This window comes from Streptomyces sp. NPDC102360 (genome assembly GCF_044766085.1).
Classification (GTDB): Bacteria; Actinomycetota; Actinomycetes; order Streptomycetales; family Streptomycetaceae; genus Streptomyces.
Genome location: NZ_JBIWLG010000005.1, coordinates 421,162 through 439,494 on the forward strand (window position 1 = coordinate 421,162; position 18,333 = coordinate 439,494).

An 18,333-nucleotide genomic window follows, 5' to 3' on the forward strand; every position below is an offset into this window, starting at 1 on the left:
GCCATCCGAAGGACGGCGGTGTCTTGCGCCGCCCACCCGTGAATCCTACGGTGATGCATAGGAATCATTGACCAGGGAGCGATGATGAGCGGGGACGTACGCAAGACCGCCGAGGGGCTGACCTACCTCTCCGGCTTCGGGAACGAGCACGGCTCGCAGGCCGTGCCGGGAGCCCTGCCCGAGGGCCGCAACTCGCCGCAGCGCGCGCCGCTCGGCCTGTACGCGGAGCAGCTCAGCGGCACCGCCTTCACCGAGCCGCGGGCGCACAACCGCCGCTCGTGGCTGTACCGGATCCGCCCGTCGGCGGCGCACCCGGAGTTCAGCCGTGTCGACAACGGGGCGGTGCGCACGGCCCCGTTCACCGAGACCGTCCCCGACCCCAACCGCCGCCGCTGGAACCCGCTGCCCGAGCCCGCGCCCGGCACGGACTGGCTGGCCGGCCTGTGGACGCTGGGCGGCAACGGCGACGCGACGCAGCGCACCGGCATGGCCGTGCACCTCTACCACGCCAACTCCCCCATGCTGGACCGGGTGTTCAGCGACGCGGACGGCGAGCTGCTGATCGTCCCTGAGCACGGCGGGCTGCTGCTGCGCACGGAGTTCGGGGTGCTCGCCGTCGAGCCGAACGAGGTCGCGCTGATCCCGCGCGGCGTCCGCTTCCGGGTGGAGCTCCTTGAGGAGTCCGCGCGCGGATACGTCTGCGAGAACTACGGCGCCCCGTTCCAGCTGCCCGACCTCGGCCCGATCGGCGCCAACGGCCTGGCGAACGCACGGGACTTCAGGGCACCGGTCGCCGCGTACGAGGACGCCGAAGGCCCGGTGGAAGTCGTCAACAAGTTCTGCGGGAACCTGTGGTCGGCCGTATACGACCACTCCCCGCTCGACGTCGTCGCCTGGCACGGCAACCACGTCCCGTACGTGTACGACCTGCGCCGCTTCAACGTCATGGGGACCATCTCGTACGACCACCCGGACCCGTCGATCTTCACGGTGCTCACCTCGCCGTCCGACACCCCGGGCCTCGCGGGCGTCGACTTCGTCGTCTTCGCGCCGCGCTGGCTGGTGGGCGAGGACACCTTCCGGCCGCCGTACTTCCACCGGAACGTGATGAGCGAGTACATGGGGCTCATCGAGGGCGCCTACGACGCCAAGGCCGAGGGTTTCGTGCCGGGCGGCGGCTCGCTGCACAACATGATGTCGGCGCACGGTCCCGACCGGGACACGTTCGACAAGGCGAGCGCCGCCGAGCTGAAGCCGCAGAAGGTCGACGACGGCCTGGCCTTCATGTTCGAGACGCGCTGGCCCGTCACCCTCGCCCCGCAGGCCGGGGCCGCCGGGCATCTGCAGCGCGGTTACGACGACGTATGGCGTGGCCTGGAACGCCACTTCCGCGGATAGATCTGGCGGACAGATCCGATGGACCCCATGGTCGCCGCATTGCACCACTCCCCCCACGACCGGTACGGATAACTCGTGACGTCATTCGCCCCGGACTCGATCGTCCTGAACCGCAAATTGCCGCTCTGGTATCAGGTGTCGCAGTCCTTGCGCGCCTCGATACTCGGAAGATCGCCGCAGGACCCGCTGCGCCTGCCCACCGAGGAACAACTCGCGGGGCACTACGGGGTCTCCGTGCTCACCATGCGCCAGGCCCTGAAGGAACTGGAGGACGAGGGACTCATCACGCGGCACCGGCGCCGCGGCACGTTCATCGAGCCGGACGCCCAACAGGGTGCGCCGGTACGCCTGTTGGGCTCGGTCGACGCGATCGTCGCGCAGCAGTCCGGCATGACGACGCGGCTGCTCGACCACGACACGGTGCCGGTCCCCGTGGCCTTCGCCGAGCACTTTCCGGGGGCGGGGGCCGTCCCCACGTACCACCGGCTGCGCAGCGACGAGAAGACCGGCGAGCCGACGAATCACGCCCGCAACTATCTGCGGCCCGACCTCGGCGCGCGCGTCGACCTCGCGGATCTGGAGCGGTGGCCGATGACGAAGGTGCTGCGGGATGTGGTCGGTGTGCGCATCAGCCGGATCACGGACTCGGTGCAGGCGCGGCTCGCGGACCCGGAGACGGCGCGCCTCCTCGAAGTCCCTTTGCTCAGTCCGATCCTGCACTACACGGGCGTGACGTACGACGAGGAGGGCCGAGTCCTGGACGTCGCGGTCATCCACTACCGGGGGGACCGGTTCTCCTTCACGGTGACCTTGGATGCGGATTGATGTGTCGCGGCACCGGCGTTACGGCCACGGGGCTCCGCCCCGGACCCCGCTGCTCAATCGCCGCAGGGGCTTGAAATGCCAAGGCACCGCGGGGCTTGGCCTATCAATCACCCGCGGGGCTTGATCTATCAGTCGTCGGCGGGGCTTGATCTATCAGTCGCCCGCAGGGCTTGATCTATCAATCACCTGCGGGGGCTTGGTCTATCAGTCGCCTGCGGGGCTTGATTTATCAGTCGTCGTCGGCGGGGCTTGATCTATCAAGCCCCGCCGGCGATTGAGGCGAGCTTTTCAGCCCCGCCGGCGATTGAGGCGAGCTTTTCAGCCCCGCCGGCGATTGAGGCGAGTTTTTCAGCCCCGCCGGCGTTTGAGGCGCGGGGTCCGGGGCAGAGCCCCGTGGCCGCAACACCGGTGCGGTGAAAGGGGACGTAGCATGCCGGGCGTGACGAACGACCCGTTCACCGAGGCCATCGGACTCGCCGAGCTCATGCCCTGGTCCGTCGCGCCCCTGCGCCTGGGCCGCACCTGGCCCGTCGCCCCGGACCCCGCTTCCCTACGGTCCCGTTGGAACACCTTCGTGGCGGCCGGCGAGGCCGAGCGCGCCGCACTCCTCGAACCCACACGCACCCGCACCCTGCACACCGCCGCCGCCCAACTCCCCGGCAGGCGCACCGGCACCGAGCCTCTCGCGCACGCGGAGGGCCCCTGCCCGGACCCCGTGCCGCTGCTGCACGGCCCGTTCGACGAGCAGTGGCTCATACCGGACCAGCGCCTGATCGACGCCGCACGCCCCGAGCTGTGGCGGGTCGCGGACGACCGGCAGGTGTTCCTCGTCGAACAGGGCTACGTGCCCGACGCCGGCGGCCCCGCACTGCTCGCGTCCACCGTGCTCCCGGAGGGCCGCTCCCCCGCCGGCCGGCCCGGCCGCGTCCGCCCGCTGTACCGCCGCCCCGGCGGCGCGGAGCCGAACGTGGCGCCGGGCCTGCTCACCCACCTCTCCGGCACGTACGACCAGGAGGTGACGGCGGCCGATCTGTTCGCGTGGATCCTGGTGGCGGGCGACCGCGACGGCTCCCGCGACATCCGCGTGCCACTGCCGGACGACGCCGACGTGTGGGCGCGCGGCGTGGAACTCGGCGGCCGTGTCCTGTGGCTGGAGCGGCGCGGCACGGACGCCGACCGCCCCAAGCTGCCCGGCGGCCGCCGCCCGTACGTGCGCGCCCCACTACCCGCCCGGCCGACGGAGATCCTCTACGACCGCGAGGAGGAGGCCCTGCTCGTCGGTGACGGGCGGGTGTCCCCGGTGCCCGCGGCGGCCTGGGACTTCCATGTCAGCGGGGTCCGGGTCCTGGAGCAGTGGTTCGCGCGCCGCACCGCACCCGCCGAGCCCGGCACGCTCGCGGCCCTGCGTCCGGCCAGCTGGCCGCAGCCGTGGACCTCGCAGCTCCTTGAGCTCATCACGGTCCTGACGCTGCTCGCGGAACTCGGCCCGGGGCAGGCCGAGTTGCGGGAGGCCGCCCTCGCGGACCCGCTCACCACGAAGGACCTGGAACGGGCGCACGTGCTGCCGGTGCCGGACGCGGCCCGCCACCCCGCCTCCGTCCTCGACCACCAGGAGGAGGGCCCGGGCGGCCAGTTCGCGCTCCTGTGACCTGGCCCTGTGACCCGGCTCCTGTGACCCGGCGAGGCGGGCGCGTCACTCCGCCGCGAACCCCTCCAGCGTCCTCCGCAGCGCCCGCTCGAACACGGCCTCCAGGTCGATGGGCCCTGCGTCCTCCGCGAAGGACGCCGCGAGTCGCGGGTACCGGCCCGAGGCCACCTGCTGGCCCAAGTACGCGATGCGCACGGCCTGTTCCTGCTCGGCGCTCCACGGCAGGGAGCGGGTCCGCTCGGCCGTGGCGATCTCGTTGGCCACGTACGTCGTGACCACGCTGGTCACCGCCGCGACCAGCTCCATCTTCGTGCCGTACGGCAGGTCGAGCGGGTCGAGGCAGGTCAGGCAGTACTCCAGGTACGCGAGCGCGTTCGGGCTGAAGCCGTAGACCGGTGACATCAGGCTCGGCATCCAGGGGTGCCGGTGCATCAGCGCCCGCGCCTGCCGGGCGAGCCCGAGCACGTCCGCCCGCCAGTCGCCGCTCGGCTCGGGGAACTCGTACTCGGCGCTGACGGCGTCGACCATCAGCTCGTACAGGTCCTCCTTGCGCGGCACGTAGTTGTACAGCGACATCGTGCCCATGCCCAGCTCACCGGCGATCTTCCGCATGGACACCGCGTCGATGCCCTCGGCGTCGGCGACGCGCACCGCCGTCGCCGCGATGTCGGCCCTGCTGTGCGCAGGCCTGGGCCCCCGCCCGGCGCGCTCGGGGCGCGCCCAGATCACTTCGGGTTCGGCCGCTCGGCCCGCCATTGATCATCACCTCGCGCACCATCCTAGTTACGTACACCGTACGTAGTGCGCTACGGTGGGGCCATGACTTCTACGTACGCTGTACTTAGTGAAGGTCTGGAGAAGCGCTTCGGCAAGGGACCGAAGGCCGTGCACGCCGTGCGCGGCCTGGATCTGGCGGTCCGCGAGGGCACGGTGTGCGGTCTGCTCGGGCCGAACGGGGCAGGCAAGACGACCGCCGTCCGGCTGCTCACGACCCTGCTCCGCCCCGACGCCGGCACCGCGCGTGTCGCCGGGCACGACATCACCGCCGACCCGCAGTCCGTCCGCCGCCGCATCGGCGTCACCGGCCAGTACGCCTCGGTCGACGGGGACCTCACGGGACGTGAGAACCTGCGCCTGTTCGCCCGCCTGCTGCGCACGCCGCGCGCCCGCTCCCGCGCCGACGAGCTGATCGAGCGCTTCGAGCTGACCGACGCGGCCGACCGCCCGGCCCGTACGTACTCCGGAGGCATGCGCCGCCGCCTCGACCTGGCCGCGAGCCTGATCACCCGCCCTGCCGTGCTCTTCCTCGACGAGCCGACCACCGGCCTCGACCCGCACAGCAGGAACGGCATCTGGCAGGCCGTGCGCGAGTTGTCCCGCGAGGGCACCACCGTCGTCCTCACCACGCAGTACCTGGAGGAGGCCGACCAGCTCGCCGACGACATCGTGCTGATCGACGAGGGCCGCGCCGCCCACTCGGGCACCCCCGCCGAGCTCAAGGCACAGATCGGCCACTACGCGGAGGTGGTGGTCGCCGAGGACCCCCAGGGCTCGGACGAACAGGCGCTGCACGCGGCCGCCGTCGTCCTCGACCAACTCACCGGCACCCGGCCCCGGTTGGACGCGGAGCGCCGCACCGTGGGCGCCGTCGTCCTCGACCCGGCCGTCACCCTCCCCCGCGTCGTGCGCGAACTCGACGCGTCCGGCGTCCCGTTGCTCGACGCGACGCTGCGCCCGCCCACGCTCGACGAGGTGTTCCTGCGCCTCACCGTCACCGGCCGCACCCCGACCGAGGCCCAGGAGGCCGCCGTATGAGCACCGCCATCCTTTACGACGGTACGGCCATGCTCGGCCGTCACCTCCAGCGCGTCCGGCACGCCCCGGCCATCCTGATCATGACGCAGACCATGCCGATCGTGTTCCTGCTGTTCTTCGGCTACGTCTTCGGCTCGGCGCTCGCCATGCCGGGCACGGAGTACCGGGCGTTCCTGGTGCCGGGCATGCTCGTGGCGACCGCGGCGAACGGGATCATGACCGGGATGTTCGGAGCCGCCCAGGACTCGCACCGGGGCGTGATGGACCGCTTCCGCACGCTGCCGATGAGCCGGGCCGCGGTGCCGCTCGGGCAGGCGGTCGCCGATCTGCTGACGACCGCCGTCGGCCTGGTGCCTCTGGTGCTCGTGGGGCTCGCGATGGGCTGGCGGATCGAGGGCGGACTCGCGGGCGCGCTCGGCGCGTTCGGGCTGCTGCTGCTCTTCCGGTTCGCCGCGACGTGGGTCGGGATCCTGCTCGGGCTCGCCTCGCAGAGCGAGGAGGCGGCGGGGCAGCTGGGCGGCGCCACGTTCATGCTGCCGCTGCTGTCGAACGCGTACATCCCGACCGACGGGATGCCGGGGTGGGTGCGCACCCTCGCCGAGTGGAACCCGATCAGCGCGGTGGCCACGGCCGTGCGCGAACTGTTCGGCAACGCGCCGGTGCCGCACGGCGCGGCCTGGCCCGTGGCGCATCCGGTGGCGGGCTCGCTGGCGTGGTGCGCGGTGCTGCTCGCGGTGTGCGCGCCGCTCGCCGTCCGCCGCTATGCGCGCGGCGAACGGTGAACGGTGAACGGTGAACGAACCGTGCGCAACGGCTACTTCTGCGGCTCCAGCGCCGGGCCGAGCGAGGAGAACTTCTCCTGGGACACGACCCGCTTCGGCGGCCAGGTGATGTTGCTCGGCGGCCACTTCTGCCCGGTCTTCTTCAGGAACCACTCCGGCGGCTCGTACATGGGCGGCTCATAGCCGTCCGGGATCGCCGTCTTCCACTCGACGTCCTTCGTACGGTCCTTGAACTCGTCCTTGATCGCCTTGAGCCGCTCCGGCTGGGTGATCAGGTCGACCGCCGTGGCGGCGAGGTACTTCGCGGCGGCGAGCACCGCGGCCTGTCCGGGCGCGGCGGCGGCGCAGGCGGCCGTGGACCAGGTGTGCATCTTCGTGCCGATCGGGGCGAGCGCGGAGCCCATCGACACGGTCGGCACGTTCCAGCTGATGTCCGCGACGTCGGTCGAGCCGCCACCGAGGAACACCGGGTCGGGCGGCTTGAGTTCGCCGACCTTGTCGTGCATCCCGGCCTCGGGGAGCCCCAGGGACTTCTGCAGGTCCTTCGCCAGCTGATGGGCCTCGGCAGTGAACTTGGGCGGGCCGATCTGCCGCATGTTGTCGTGCAGCAGCTCCGCGAAGGACTTCGAGGGCAACTGGTTCCAGCAGGCGGAGGTGATGCGGTGCCGCACCGTCGTCTGCGAGGCCTTGGCGGCGGCCTCGGAGATCGCGATCACCTTGTCGAGCAGCACCTGGACGCGGGCGGTGCTGCCCTCGCGCACGTAGTAGCTGATCTCGGCGATCTCGGGTGTCACGTTCGGGATGTCGCCGCCGTTGTTGATCACCCAGTGGAGGCGGGCGCTGGGCGCCATGTTCTCCTCGCGCAGGAACTCCGACATGGTGGCCATCATCACGGCCGCGTCGAGCGCGGACTTGTTCCCGAGCGGGGTGCCGCCGTGGCCCGCGACGCCGAGGAACGTGAAGGTCACGGCGGTCATGGCGTTGGTGGTGCCCCAGCCGGTGGCGTTGGCGGTGGAGGGGTGCCAGTCGAGGAAGGCGTCGAGACCCTCGTACACGCCCTTGCTGACCGCGTACGTCTTGCCGATCAGGGTCTCCTCGGCGGTGGAGCCGAAGAACTTCACGGTGACGGGGAGCTTGTGCTGCTTGGCGGCCTGCGCGACCGCGGCGGCAGCGGCGGCGGCCGCCGTGCCGAGCGCGCTGTGCCCGCAGCCGTGGCCAGGGCCGTAGCTCGGGGCGAAGGGGTCGTGGATGTACTCGCGCGGATCGTGGTGGCCCACGCCCTTGTTCTGCGAGAGGCCGGGCAGCGCGTCGTACTCGCCGCTGAACCCGAGCACCGGGCCGCCGCTGCCGTAGGAGTAGGTCGCGGTGAACGCGGTCGGGAAGCCCGCCGTGCCGAACTTCACGTCGAATCCGGCCTGTTCGAGGAAGCCGGCCTCGGCGAGCGAGGAGTTCCACTCGCGCAGCGACAGCTCGGCGTGCTCCCAGATCTCCTCGTTCAGGCCGGTGATGCGGGAGCTGTTGGCGCCGATCCAGCCGAGGGCGGCGGACTTGGCGGCGCTGTCCTCCGCGAGGCCTTCGGGCGCCTTGTATGCGAGGGGGTCCGCGTCCGCGGCGTCCGCCGCGGCGGCCATCGCCGGGTCCGCCTGGGCGGTCATCGCGGCGGTGGTCACTCCGGCGGCGCCGAGCATCTGCATGATGCGGCGTCTGCTGATCTGCGGTCCGGACGTGGCCGCGGGTATCTCGTGCTCGTGGTGGTCGTGCAGGTCACACACGCGTACCTCCCGGGGGTGAGGTGGGTGTAGCTGTAACTGCCAACGACGATCACGCGCCACATTGGACCCTGGAGATTGCCCCGTCAACATCTGTGCGTGACAAGGGCGTTACGCGATGTACGGACAAGCGGGCACGACAAAGGCCCGCATCGTCCTCCTTGCCGGAGTGTCCGCCGCGTGCCGTGGGGATGACGGTCGCTGTGCTGCGCGGCGATACACCGGACGGCGCGGAGGTGCGATACGGGCCTTGTCTCCTACTGGGGCAGCCGCTTCCTAGTGGCCACCGAACAGCGAGCGGCGAAGCCGCCGCAGGGGCGCGAAGAGAGAGACCCTCCGCATGCGTGCGCGACTGCCGCTGCGCTCGTGCGCCGCCGCGTCCCGCGTGGTCAGCTCGCGCATCAGTGACGTCGCCTCCATCGTCTCGCGCTGCGGGACGGCAGGGCCGCCGAGCACCGAGAGATGGCGGTCGAGACGCGAACTGGTCGCACTGTTCCCGCAGGTAATGGCAGGCACTCGCGGCCTGCTGCGCACTGTTATCTGTTCCATGTCACTCCCCACCCGTACGAGGGCACCCGGCCCGGGCAGGTTAACCCTATCGCCCCAGCGTGGCACTCGTGCATCCCGGTAGCAGTATTCACCTCCCTCGTAAGGGGGTTGACGGTTCGAAAGCGATCACTCTCCGAATCCGACTGATTCCAGGGCGAGTTGGACAAGTGGGGCTCCTGTGGGCCGCGCAGAACCGCCGTTCGGCTCCGTTGTGACAGCGAGTGAGGAGGCGTCCGGAGTCAAGCCGGTGGCCACCACCGGCGTGTCGGAGCCGTCCTCGGGCAGCACACCGAGGGAGCGGGGCGGTTCCGAAGGGGCCATCAGCCACAACTGGTGGACCCGGCCGCGGGGCGGCGCTCGGAGACCTGTGACAGTGATAACCGCGCTGCCCCGCTCGGGCGACGCGACCACGTTCAGCCCGTCGGCGCGCACGGCACCGGCATCCGGCGCCGCGAGCACCCGCGCCACCTCGCGCGCTTCGGCCCGCTGCGCGTCGAGCCGGTCCGAGGTGCGCTCCAGCTGCACGGCGAAGAGCGCGGCCACGGTGAGCGCGCCCGCCCCCGTGGCCACGCCGAGCGGGACGAGCAGCCCACGCGCGCGTGGCGCCGGTCGCTCCTCGACGGCCGCGGGGGCCTGAGCGGTGATCCGTACGGCGGTCAGCACCCGCTCGCGCAGTTCGGCGGGCGGCGCGATCGCGGCGGAGCAGGCGAGCCGCACCGAGCTCTCGGTCAGCGCGCGCACCTCGTCGGCGCAGGATTCGCAGCGCGTCAAGTGCCGCTCGAACCGGGTCCGTTCGCGGTCTTCCAGGGCGTCAAGGGCGTAGGGCGCGGCGAGGGAGTGGACACGCGGGCCCCACGGGACGCGGCGACTCTTCGGGATCCGGTCGTTCATACGGCGTCCCCCAGGCAGGCGCGCAGCCGGGTCAGCCCGTCGCGCATCCGCGTCTTGACGGTGCCGAGCGGAACGGAGAGGCGCTGCGCGACCTCCCGGTAGGTGTACCCCTCGTAGTAGGCGAGGGTCACGGAGCGGCGCTGGAGTTCGGTGAGCCCTTCGAGGCAGCGGCGGACCCATTCGCGGTCCAGGTTCGTCTCGACCTGCTCGGCGACCTCGTCGAAGGCGGTGCGGTGCCAGCGGCTCACGGCCCGCTCCTCGCGCTCCCTGGCCGCGCGGGCCTGCCGCACCCGGTCCACGGCTCTGCGGTGGGCGTGGGTGAGCACCCAGGCCATGGCGGTGCCCCGGTGCGGGTCGAAGCGGGCGGCGTCCCGCCACAGTTCGAGGAACACCTCCTGGGTGACCTCCTCGGACTGGGCGGGGTCGCGCAGCACCCGGAGCACGAGCCCGTACACCGCGCCCGACACCAGCTCGTACAGCTCCTCGTACGCCCGCACGTCGCCCTGCCCGACCATCGGCAGCAACTTGTCCGCCCGCATCGGTTCCCCTCCCGCCCGGCGGCGCGGCCCGGTGCCGCGCCGCCCCCACTACGTGGTTCGCGGCCGGGCCCGGTCCGGATCGGGGGCGCCGCGAAGTTTCGTGAAGGAAGTACGGGCGGAGGGGCGCGGAACGCGGGCCCGCCGCGCGGCAATCCGCGACGCATCGATCCGCGGTCGACCAATCCGCCGGGCGCGGTGCGCCGAATGGCTTGGCGTCAACCGCACTTCGTGCACGGACCGCGTGAGGACGGACCCATGACCTCTCAGTCAGCGAAGCCATCGAAAGCATCGGCTTCGGCAAGCCCAGACACGGCACGCGGCGCACCCCGCGGGCGCGCGCGGCGCCGGGTGCTGGCGCTCCTGGTCTGCGGCGGCCTCGCCGTGGGCGGTCTCGCGGCCGCCGGCGCGACCGGTGTCGGCCCGCAGCGGGCCGAGGCCTCCAGCCACCGCGAGGCGCCCCTGATCTCGGGCCAGCCGCAGTACGACAACACCGATGTGTACGCGTTCGTGAGCCCCGACAAGCCGGACACCACCACCCTGGTGGCCAACTGGACCCCCTTCGAGGAGCCCGCCGGCGGGCCGAACTTCTACCCGTTCCCCGAGGACGCCCATTACGACCTGCACATCGACAGCGACGGCGACGCGCAGGGCGATCTGCTGTACCGGTGGACGTTCAGGACCCACACCAAGAACGGGAACACGTTCCTCTACAACACCGGCCCGGTGAACAGCCTCGACGACCCGAACCTGAACGTCACGCAGACCTACGACATCGATCTGCTGCGCCTCAAGGACCAGAAGATCGTCTCGAAGTCGAAGATCGCCGACGACGCCCCGGTGGCGCCGTCGAACGTCGGCAAGGCGTCGATGCCCGACTACAAGAAGCTGCGCGACCAGGCGGTCAAGAAGGTCGGCGGCGGCGTCACCTCGTACGTGGGCCAGGCCGACGACCCCTTCTTCCTCGACCTGCGCGTCTTCGACCTGCTGTACGGCGGGAACCTCTCGGAGGTCGGCCGCGACACGCTCAAGGGCTACAACGTGAACACGGTCGCCCTCCAGGTGCCCACCGCGTTCCTCACGGAGTCGAAGGACCAGCCGAACATCGGCGTGTGGTCGACGACCTCCCGCAAGGACGCGCAGGGCGACTGGACACAGGTGTCGCGGCTCGGCAGTCCGCTGGTCAACGAGGTGGTGAACCCGCAGAAGGTCAAGGACCGCTTCAACGCGTCCGCGCCGTGGAACGACAGCCAGTTCCTGCCCTTCGTGACCGAGCCCGAGCTGCCCAAGCTGATCGAGTCGATCTACAAGATCAAGGCTCCGAAGACGCCGCGCAACGACCTGGTGGACGTCTTCCTGAAGGGCGTGAAGGGGCTCAACCAGCCGCCGGGCGTGCGCCCCTCGGAGATGCTGCGCCTCAACACGTCGATACCGCCGACGAGTTCACCGAAGCGTCTCGGCGTCCTTGAGGGCGACAAGGCGGGCTTCCCGAACGGCCGCCGGCTCTCCGATGACGTCGTGGACGCCGAGCTCCAGGTCGTCGAAGGCGAACTCCTCGGCAAGAAGAACGACCTGGGCGACGCCGTCGACGCCAACGACAAGAAGTTCGAGTCGTCGTTCCCGTACGTGGCGCTGCCCACGGAGGGTTCGCGCGGGCCGCTCGCCAAGAGCACGTCGCAGAGCGACACCGAGGTCCGCGACCAGCTCACCGGCAGCTCGGTGTCCTCGGGCTCCGGCGACGACAACACGCTGCTTACGGCCTCCGCCGCGGCGGCAGGCGCCGGCTTCCTGCTGATCGGCACCGGGCTCCTGTGGTGGCGCAGCCGGAGCAGGCGGCGCGCGCGGTTCAACCCGCCGTACTCCATGTGAGCAATCCCCAGAACGGCGCGGCCCGCGTGCCTTGTCCTCCCACCGCGGGCCGCGCCTCCCACTCGTCTTTTCGTCTCTCGCAATCTCGTCCCGAGGAGCGCGCATGCAGGCCTTGTCCGGCAAGGGGTTCGGGACGTCGGGGCTCGGGCGGCTGCTCGCCCTGGGCGCCGCGCTCGCCCTCGCCCTCACCGCGGGCGCCCTGGTCACCGACGGCGGCTCCCCGCCGAAGGCCGTGACCACGGGCACCGCCCCGAACCCGGCACCTGCCCGGCTCGCGTCGGGCGACCTCGACCGGGGCGTCGCCGAGCTGCAGAAGCACCTGAAGGCCCAGCCCAGGGACCACACGTCGTGGGCGTCGCTCGGCACGGCGTACGTCGAGCAGGCGCGGGTGAGCGCGGACCCGTCCCGCTATCCGCAGGCCGAGCGCGCCCTGGCCCGCTCCCTGAAGCTGCGCCCCGGAAACGATCCGGCACTGGCCGGGCAGGCCGCACTCGCGGCGGCCCGGCACGACTTCGACGGCGCGCTGCGCCTCACGCGCGAGGCCCTGAAGGTCAACCCGTACAGCGAGGCCGCGCTGGCGCTGCGCGTCGACGCCCTCGTCGAACTCGGCGACTACAAGGGCGCGTCGAAGGCGGTCGACGTGGCGGACTCGCGCCGCCCCGGCATCCCCACCTTCACCCGCTTCGCATACGTACATGAGTTGCGCGGCGACGTCACGACCGCGCACAAGGTCCTCTCCCGCGCCCTCACCAGCGCCACATCACCCGGCGACGTCTCGTACGTGGCCACGGCCCTCGGCCAACTCGCCTGGCGCCAGGGCGACTACAAGGCCGCCCTGCGCCACTACGCCACGGCCCTGCGTGCGGACCCGGCCTCGGTCGCCGCCCTGGAGGGGCGCGGCAGGGCGCGGGCCGCGAGCGGGAACACGGCGGGCGCGATCCGCGACCTGAAGGCCGTCGTCGCGCGCGCCCCGCTGCCGACCGCGCTGGTGGAGCTCGGCGAGCTCTACGAGGCGCGCGGCGAGGACAAGGCGGCGCAGCGCCAGTACGCCCTCGTCGGCACCTGGCTGCGGCTCGCGCGCGCGGGCGGCGTCGACGTCGACCTGGACACGGCGCTCGCCTCGACGGAGCACGGCGACCGGGCCGCGGGCCTCAAGGCGGCGCGCGCCGAGTGGCAACGCCGGCACACCGTGCACACGGCGGACGCGCTCGCCTGGGCGCTGCACGCGGGCGGCCACGACAAGGAGGCGCTGCCGTACGCGCGGCGGGCCACGGCCACCGGCTTCGGCGAGGCCGCGTTCCTCTACCACCGAGGCGTGATCGAACTCGCCGCGGGCGACCGCTCCAAGGGCCGCGAGCTGCTGCGCGAGGCGCTGGACCGCAACCCCGGATTCTCGCCGCTGGGCGCGAAGGCGGCGCGGGCGGCACTGACCGGGACCACGGGGAAGGGAGCGGGACGATGAGGCGGATACGGCGCTGGAAGCGGTACGTCGTCCTGCCCGCAGCACTGGGCGCCGCCACGGCCGGGCTCCTCTTGGCCGGCTCCCCGCGGGCCGCCGCCCACCCGCTGGGGAACTTCACCGTCAACCACTACGACGGGCTGCTCGTCGCCCCCGGCACCCTGCGCGTCGAGCACGTGGAGGACCTGGCGGAGATACCGACGCAGCAGGTGCGTCCCGAACTCGACCGGCAGGGGCCCTCCGCGTGGGCGAAGGAACGCTGTGGGAGCGCGGCGCGGCGCGCCGAGGCGGTGGTCGACGGGCGCCGTACGGGGCTGAAGGTGCGTACGGCCGACGCCGTGCTGCGTCCCGGTCAGGCCGGGCTCAGGACGCTGCGCGTGGAGTGCGCGTTCGCGGCGCCGCTGCCGCGCGACGAGAAGGTGCGCGTCGAGCTGCGCACCGGCATCGACAGGGGCCCGGGGTGGCGGGAGATCACGGCGCGCGGCGACCGGATGACGTTGGCCGGCTCGAACGTGCCCGCCAAGTCGACATCGGAGCGCCTGACGCGCTACCCGAAGGACCTGCTGTCCTCTCCCCCGGACCGGACCTCCGCCCGGGTCACGGCCGTGCCCGGCGGCCCGGCCGCCGCGGGCGCCCCGGGCGCCGACGCGAGCGGTGGCGCGACCGGCTCCGAGATCCTTCCCCGCGGCGCCGACCGCTGGACCCAGTCCCTCACCGGCCTGGTGTCACGGCACGAACTCGGCCCCGGCTTCGCGGCGTTGGCCCTCGGCATCGCGTTGGTTCTCGGCGCCCTGCACGCGCTCGCGCCCGGCCACGGGAAGACCCTGATGGCGGCGGCCGCGGCGGCCCGCAGCCGGGCGAGGCTGCGGGACGTGCTGCCGCTCGCCGCGTCGGTGACGGTCACGCACACGCTCGGCGTGATCGCCCTGGGCATCCTCGTCACGGCCGGCTCCGCGGCCGCGCCCTCGGTGATCGCCTGGCTGGGCCTCGCGAGCGGTGTGCTGGTCACGGCGGCGGGAGTGGGCCTGCTCCGCAGGGCGTGGCGGTACCGGACGGCGGCACGGGCGCACACGCATCACCACGAGCACGCGCATGCCCACGACCACACACACCCGCACCCGCACCCGATGCCTCAACCCACGCTCCGGGGAACGATGTTCCTCGGATTCGCCGGAGGTCTCGTCCCCAGCCCCTCGGCGGTCGTCGTGCTCGTCGGCGCCGCCGCGCTCGGCAAGGCGTGGTTCGGCCTGCTGCTCGTGTTCGGATACGGCGCCGGACTCGCGCTCACCCTCACCGCGGTCGGCTTCACCGTGGTGCGGATCGGCGGCCGGATCGCACAGTCCCTCACCGATCTGTCTCGGCCCGGACGGGGCCCGCTCGCCGCGTTCGTACGCCGTGGCCTGAGCCGCGCGGTGCCGTTCGGTTCGGCCTTCGTCGTGGTGGCCCTCGGCTGCGGATTGGTGTTCAAGGGGGCGGCAACAGCGCTCGGTTGAGCTACTTTTGTTCAGACTTGTCGTGCCGCGCTTACTTGTCTTCCCACGAATGGGGGCGCCCGTGGTTGAGCGTGTGGTCGCCGGACGGTACCGGCTGCTCGACCCCCTCGGCGAGGGCGGCATGGGCACCGTGTGGCGGGCCCGCGACGAGGTGCTCGGGCGCGAGGTCGCCGTGAAGGAGGTGCGCGCGCCCGCCGGGCTCCCGGACGCCGAGGTGCAGCGGATGTACGCGCGCCTGGAGCGGGAGGCGTGGGCGTCGGCGCGGATCACGAACCGCAACGTCGTGACGGTCTACGACGTGGCCACCGAGGAACAACGCCCTTGGATCGTCATGGAGTTGGTCCGCGGTGTCTCGCTCGCCGAGCAGCTGGACGCGGAGGGCCCGATGCCCCCGGCGCACGCCGCGCACATCGGCGCCGAGGTGCTCGCCGCGCTGCGCGCCGCCCACGAGGCGGGCGTACTGCACCGCGACGTGAAGCCCGGCAACGTACTCCTGTCGAACGAGGGCAGGGTGGTGCTCACCGACTTCGGCATCGCCATGGTCGAGGGGACGTCGGCCCTCACCATGACGGGCGAGGTCATCGGCTCGCCCGAATTCCTCGCCCCGGAACGGGCGTTGGGGCGCACTCCGGGACCCGAGTCGGACCTGTGGTCGCTCGGTGTGCTGCTGTACGCGTCCGTGGAGGGGCACTCGCCGTTCCGCCAGGACACCCCGCTGAGCACGCTGCGGGCCATCGTGGACGAGGAGTTGCCGCCACCGCGCCGCGCGGGGCCACTGGCGCCCGTGATCGAGGGCCTGCTGCGCAAGGACCCGGCCGAGCGGACCCCGGTGTCCGATGCCGAGCGGGACCTGCGCATCGTCGGTTCGGGCGGCACCCTGCGCGCGGGCCCCGTGCAGGCATCCCCGCTCGCCGCGCGGCCGACGGTGACGTCGTGGCAGGCGCCCGCACCCACTCCTCCGCCGACGCCCGTCCCGATGGGCGCGGCGCAGACGGCCGCCACGACGCCGGTCCCCGCCGACCCCGACCCCCGCTATCCCCGCCGCGCCTCGATGGCCATGATCGCGGGCATCGTGGTCCTCCTCCTCGCCATCGCGGGACTCACGTACGCCATGCTCAACCGCGATTCGAACCCGAACGGGAACACGAACAACGGGGGCGGCACGTCCGGGGACGCGAACAACGGGGGCACCTCCGGCGGCAACAGCGGCGGCAGTGGGGGCGACAACGGCGGCGGAACCGGCGCCAACAACAACGGCGGCAGCGGCGGTTCCACCAACGGAGGAACCGGCGGCAACAGTGGCTCCGGCAGCGGCGGCCACGCGACCACCCCGGCCCAGTCCGTCCGGGTGAGCGTCCGTGCGGTGCGCGGCAGTTACTCGGGCCCGTGCCCGCCGCCGGCCGCGTCCGCCCCCGCGTTCGCCGCGACGATCACAGTGGGCCGCGCGCCGGCCTCCGTGCGGTACCGCTGGGTGGTGCGGAACGGCGCGGCCTCGGACCCCGGCTGGAAGACGCTGACCGTCCCCAAGGGCGCCGCGAACAAGGCCCGCACGGTCACCACCACACAGACGCGCTACGAGGAGGGCGGGACGCTGCGCGGCTACATCGGTGTCGAGGTGCGCAGCCCGGTGGCGGCGACGTCCAACTACGTCTCGTACGCGATCACGTGCAAGGTGGTGACCCCGACGAGCGGGGCCACCACCGGTTCACCCACGTACTGAGGTGCGCGTACCGAGAGGTGCACGTACTGCGGTGCACGCGCTGAGCTCCGCGCACCGAGGTCCGGCTACGCGGCGGAGGCGAACACGGGCAGGTAGCCGCTCGACTGTCCGGTGGCCGTGGGGTGGTACGACTCTCCGATGTTCGACCAGTTGACGCTGTGCAGCCACGCGGCGCCGGAGCAGATTTCGTGCCCGGAGAACGTGCTGGTCACGTCGCCGAAGGAGAAGCCCCGGGTCGCGGCGTTCTGCTTGATGGTGGAGTTGAGGAGGTCGGCGGCGCCGTTGATGGCCGAGCGCTCGTTCTCGGAGAGGCCCGCCACGCAGGTGCCGCTGAGCTTGTAGAAGCGGGGGTAGCCGAGCACCACCACGCGGGCGGCGGGCGCCTTCGTGCTGATCGCCGAGTAGACGTCGGAGAGCTTGCTCGGCAGCGTCGAAGTGACGTACGCGCGGGCTTCGTTGACGCGGTTCAGGCAGGTGGACTCGGAGTACAGGACGCAGGTCGTCATGACGTCGGCGAAGCCGGCGTCGTTGCCGCCGATCGAGATCGACACGAGTCCGGTACCCGCGCCGAGCGGGCCGAGCTGATTGGCGATGACATCACCCGTACGAGCGCCCGAGCAAGCGGTGAAGTTAAAGCTTGAGGGTGAGTGGGCCGCCGCCCACAAGGCGGGGTACGCCTTCGCGGAGCGCTTGCAGGCGCCGCTGCCGGCGTCGTAGCTGCCGGCGCCGACACCGGAGGAGTAGGAGTCACCGAGGGCCACATAGCCCGTGGCGGCGGCGGAATCGGAGGCTTGCGCGGCCGTCGCCCCGGTCAGGGCTGCCACCGCGGCAAGGACGAAAGAGGAGACGTGGGCCGCAATCCGGAAAGATCTCATGGAACCTCCCTTTAGCAGGATCAGCAGGGTCTCTGCCGACCGCCGTTGTTGCAGGTTCATGTCACCGATATGACATACCCTCAGCTCATCGGCGCTACGCCCGTAGAGCGCCGCCGGCCAACTGGACTGCAAGGCTCCGGAGTTGCCCCCGAGCCGCTCCCGAGTCACCCCCTGTTGTGTCCTTGACGCCGCCCCGCCGACTGCGCCACATTGAAGCCCGGCATCCGGCGCTTCGGGGGGCAAAGTCGCCAATGCAGACCATCGGCATCAAGCCGTCTTCATCGGACGGCCCGTACCTGCTCGCGGGGGCGGCCATCGTCGCGGGAGGCGCGGGTCTCGTCCTCGCGCTCTCGCACGCCGGATCTCCGCTGCGCGGACCACTCGCGCTCTTCTTCCTGCTCGCCGCGCCCGGCGCCGCATTCGCGTCCGCCCTGCGCGGTCTCGACCCGTGGGCCCGGACGCTCGTCTCGACGGCCGGCGCGGTCGCGGTCGTCATGCTGGTCGCCCAGGGCATGCTCGCCGTGCACCGCTGGTCGGTGACCGGCGGCGTGCTCACCGTGGCGGTACTCAGCGCTTCCGCTTTTCTTGTGCAATGGATCATCCGGCGGCTGCGTGGGGGCGCGGCCCAGGAGATTCGTAAACGGATCGGGAAAATCCACTAAGAGGGGACGCAAGTTAAGGGAATGACCAAAACAATAAAAACG

16 protein-coding genes are annotated in these 18,333 nt (G+C 71.9%); 10 read left to right on the forward strand and 6 right to left on the reverse strand.

Translation table 11 applies throughout. The features are described from left to right. Nucleotides 1-84: 84 nt before the first annotated feature. The 3 genes from hmgA to ACIRHA_RS22840 all read left to right on the forward strand — a co-directional run bounded on the left by hmgA (nucleotide 85) and on the right by ACIRHA_RS22840 (nucleotide 3,871). Entirely contained in the window at nucleotides 85-1,398 is a 1,314-nt protein-coding gene (hmgA, locus tag ACIRHA_RS22830) for a homogentisate 1,2-dioxygenase (RefSeq protein ID WP_403848637.1), read from the forward strand. A gap of 75 nt (nucleotides 1,399-1,473) precedes the next feature. Then, nucleotides 1,474-2,223 carry a GntR family transcriptional regulator gene (locus ACIRHA_RS22835; RefSeq protein WP_389279613.1) on the forward strand — a complete coding sequence of 250 codons (750 nt, stop codon included), beginning with the start codon at nucleotides 1,474-1,476 and terminating at the stop codon, nucleotides 2,221-2,223. 430 nt (nucleotides 2,224-2,653) lie between these two features. Next, complete coding sequence (locus ACIRHA_RS22840; RefSeq protein ID WP_403848640.1) at nucleotides 2,654-3,871, forward strand: type ISP restriction/modification enzyme; 1,218 nt, start codon at nucleotides 2,654-2,656, stop codon at nucleotides 3,869-3,871. A gap of 45 nt (nucleotides 3,872-3,916) precedes the next feature. Here the strand turns inward: ACIRHA_RS22840 and ACIRHA_RS22845 are convergent, their stop codons facing one another. Next, nucleotides 3,917-4,627, reverse strand: a complete 711-nt coding sequence (locus tag ACIRHA_RS22845) for a TetR/AcrR family transcriptional regulator (RefSeq protein ID WP_403848643.1) — start codon at nucleotides 4,625-4,627, stop codon at nucleotides 3,917-3,919. A gap of 63 nt (nucleotides 4,628-4,690) precedes the next feature. Here ACIRHA_RS22845 and ACIRHA_RS22850 point away from each other — a divergent pair, with 63 nt between their 5' ends. Together ACIRHA_RS22850 and ACIRHA_RS22855 are read left to right on the forward strand one after the other, a co-directional pair. Beyond that, nucleotides 4,691-5,686, forward strand: coding sequence for an ATP-binding cassette domain-containing protein (locus ACIRHA_RS22850; RefSeq protein ID WP_403848646.1), 996 nt, complete (start codon nucleotides 4,691-4,693; stop codon nucleotides 5,684-5,686). After that, the gene (locus ACIRHA_RS22855; RefSeq protein ID WP_403848649.1) at nucleotides 5,683-6,468 is read left to right on the forward strand and encodes an ABC transporter permease; all 786 of its coding nucleotides are present in this window, start codon (nucleotides 5,683-5,685) and stop codon (nucleotides 6,466-6,468) included. Before ACIRHA_RS22850 ends, ACIRHA_RS22855 begins: the two co-directional genes overlap by 4 nt. A 32-nt stretch (nucleotides 6,469-6,500) precedes the next feature. Here ACIRHA_RS22855 and ACIRHA_RS22860 read toward each other — a convergent pair whose 3' ends face one another. The 4 genes from ACIRHA_RS22860 to sigK form a co-directional block, all read right to left on the reverse strand. Continuing rightward, nucleotides 6,501-8,240 carry an amidohydrolase gene (locus ACIRHA_RS22860; RefSeq protein ID WP_403848652.1) on the reverse strand — a complete coding sequence of 580 codons (1,740 nt, stop codon included), beginning with the start codon at nucleotides 8,238-8,240 and terminating at the stop codon, nucleotides 6,501-6,503. A gap of 273 nt (nucleotides 8,241-8,513) precedes the next feature. Further along, complete coding sequence (locus ACIRHA_RS22865; protein WP_403848654.1) at nucleotides 8,514-8,786, reverse strand: hypothetical protein; 273 nt, start codon at nucleotides 8,784-8,786, stop codon at nucleotides 8,514-8,516. A gap of 126 nt (nucleotides 8,787-8,912) precedes the next feature. Then, on the reverse strand, nucleotides 8,913-9,677 hold the full coding sequence (locus ACIRHA_RS22870) for an anti-sigma factor domain-containing protein (RefSeq protein ID WP_403848656.1): 765 nt from the start codon (nucleotides 9,675-9,677) through the stop codon (nucleotides 8,913-8,915). Next, nucleotides 9,674-10,216 carry an ECF RNA polymerase sigma factor SigK gene (gene sigK / locus ACIRHA_RS22875; RefSeq protein ID WP_403848659.1) on the reverse strand — a complete coding sequence of 181 codons (543 nt, stop codon included), beginning with the start codon at nucleotides 10,214-10,216 and terminating at the stop codon, nucleotides 9,674-9,676. The genes ACIRHA_RS22870 and sigK overlap by 4 nt, the downstream gene beginning before the upstream one ends. Nucleotides 10,217-10,471: 255 nt before the next feature. Here sigK and ACIRHA_RS22880 point away from each other — a divergent pair, with 255 nt between their 5' ends. From ACIRHA_RS22880 to ACIRHA_RS22895, 4 genes are all read left to right on the forward strand, one after another. Then, on the forward strand, nucleotides 10,472-12,082 hold the full coding sequence (locus ACIRHA_RS22880) for a DUF4331 domain-containing protein (protein WP_403848662.1): 1,611 nt from the start codon (nucleotides 10,472-10,474) through the stop codon (nucleotides 12,080-12,082). Nucleotides 12,083-12,185: 103 nt separating this feature from the next. Further along, a complete protein-coding gene (locus tag ACIRHA_RS22885; protein ID WP_403848665.1) occupies nucleotides 12,186-13,544 on the forward strand; it encodes a tetratricopeptide repeat protein in 1,359 nt (452 codons plus the stop codon). Next, nucleotides 13,541-15,034 (forward strand): nickel transporter, encoded by a 1,494-nt coding sequence (locus ACIRHA_RS22890; RefSeq protein ID WP_403848668.1) that lies wholly within the window; start codon nucleotides 13,541-13,543, stop codon nucleotides 15,032-15,034. The genes ACIRHA_RS22885 and ACIRHA_RS22890 overlap by 4 nt, the downstream gene beginning before the upstream one ends. A gap of 49 nt (nucleotides 15,035-15,083) precedes the next feature. After that, the gene (locus tag ACIRHA_RS22895; RefSeq protein ID WP_403848671.1) at nucleotides 15,084-16,754 is read left to right on the forward strand and encodes a serine/threonine-protein kinase; all 1,671 of its coding nucleotides are present in this window, start codon (nucleotides 15,084-15,086) and stop codon (nucleotides 16,752-16,754) included. A 65-nt stretch (nucleotides 16,755-16,819) separates the two neighbouring features. Here the strand turns inward: ACIRHA_RS22895 and ACIRHA_RS22900 are convergent, their stop codons facing one another. Continuing rightward, nucleotides 16,820-17,629: an SGNH/GDSL hydrolase family protein gene (locus ACIRHA_RS22900; protein WP_403848674.1), complete on the reverse strand. Its 810-nt coding sequence runs from the start codon at nucleotides 17,627-17,629 to the stop codon at nucleotides 16,820-16,822. Nucleotides 17,630-17,880: 251 nt separating this feature from the next. Between ACIRHA_RS22900 and ACIRHA_RS22905 the strand changes: the two genes are divergently transcribed. Beyond that, a complete protein-coding gene (locus tag ACIRHA_RS22905; RefSeq protein ID WP_403848676.1) occupies nucleotides 17,881-18,291 on the forward strand; it encodes a hypothetical protein in 411 nt (136 codons plus the stop codon). The last annotated feature ends 42 nt before the right edge of the window (nucleotides 18,292-18,333 follow it).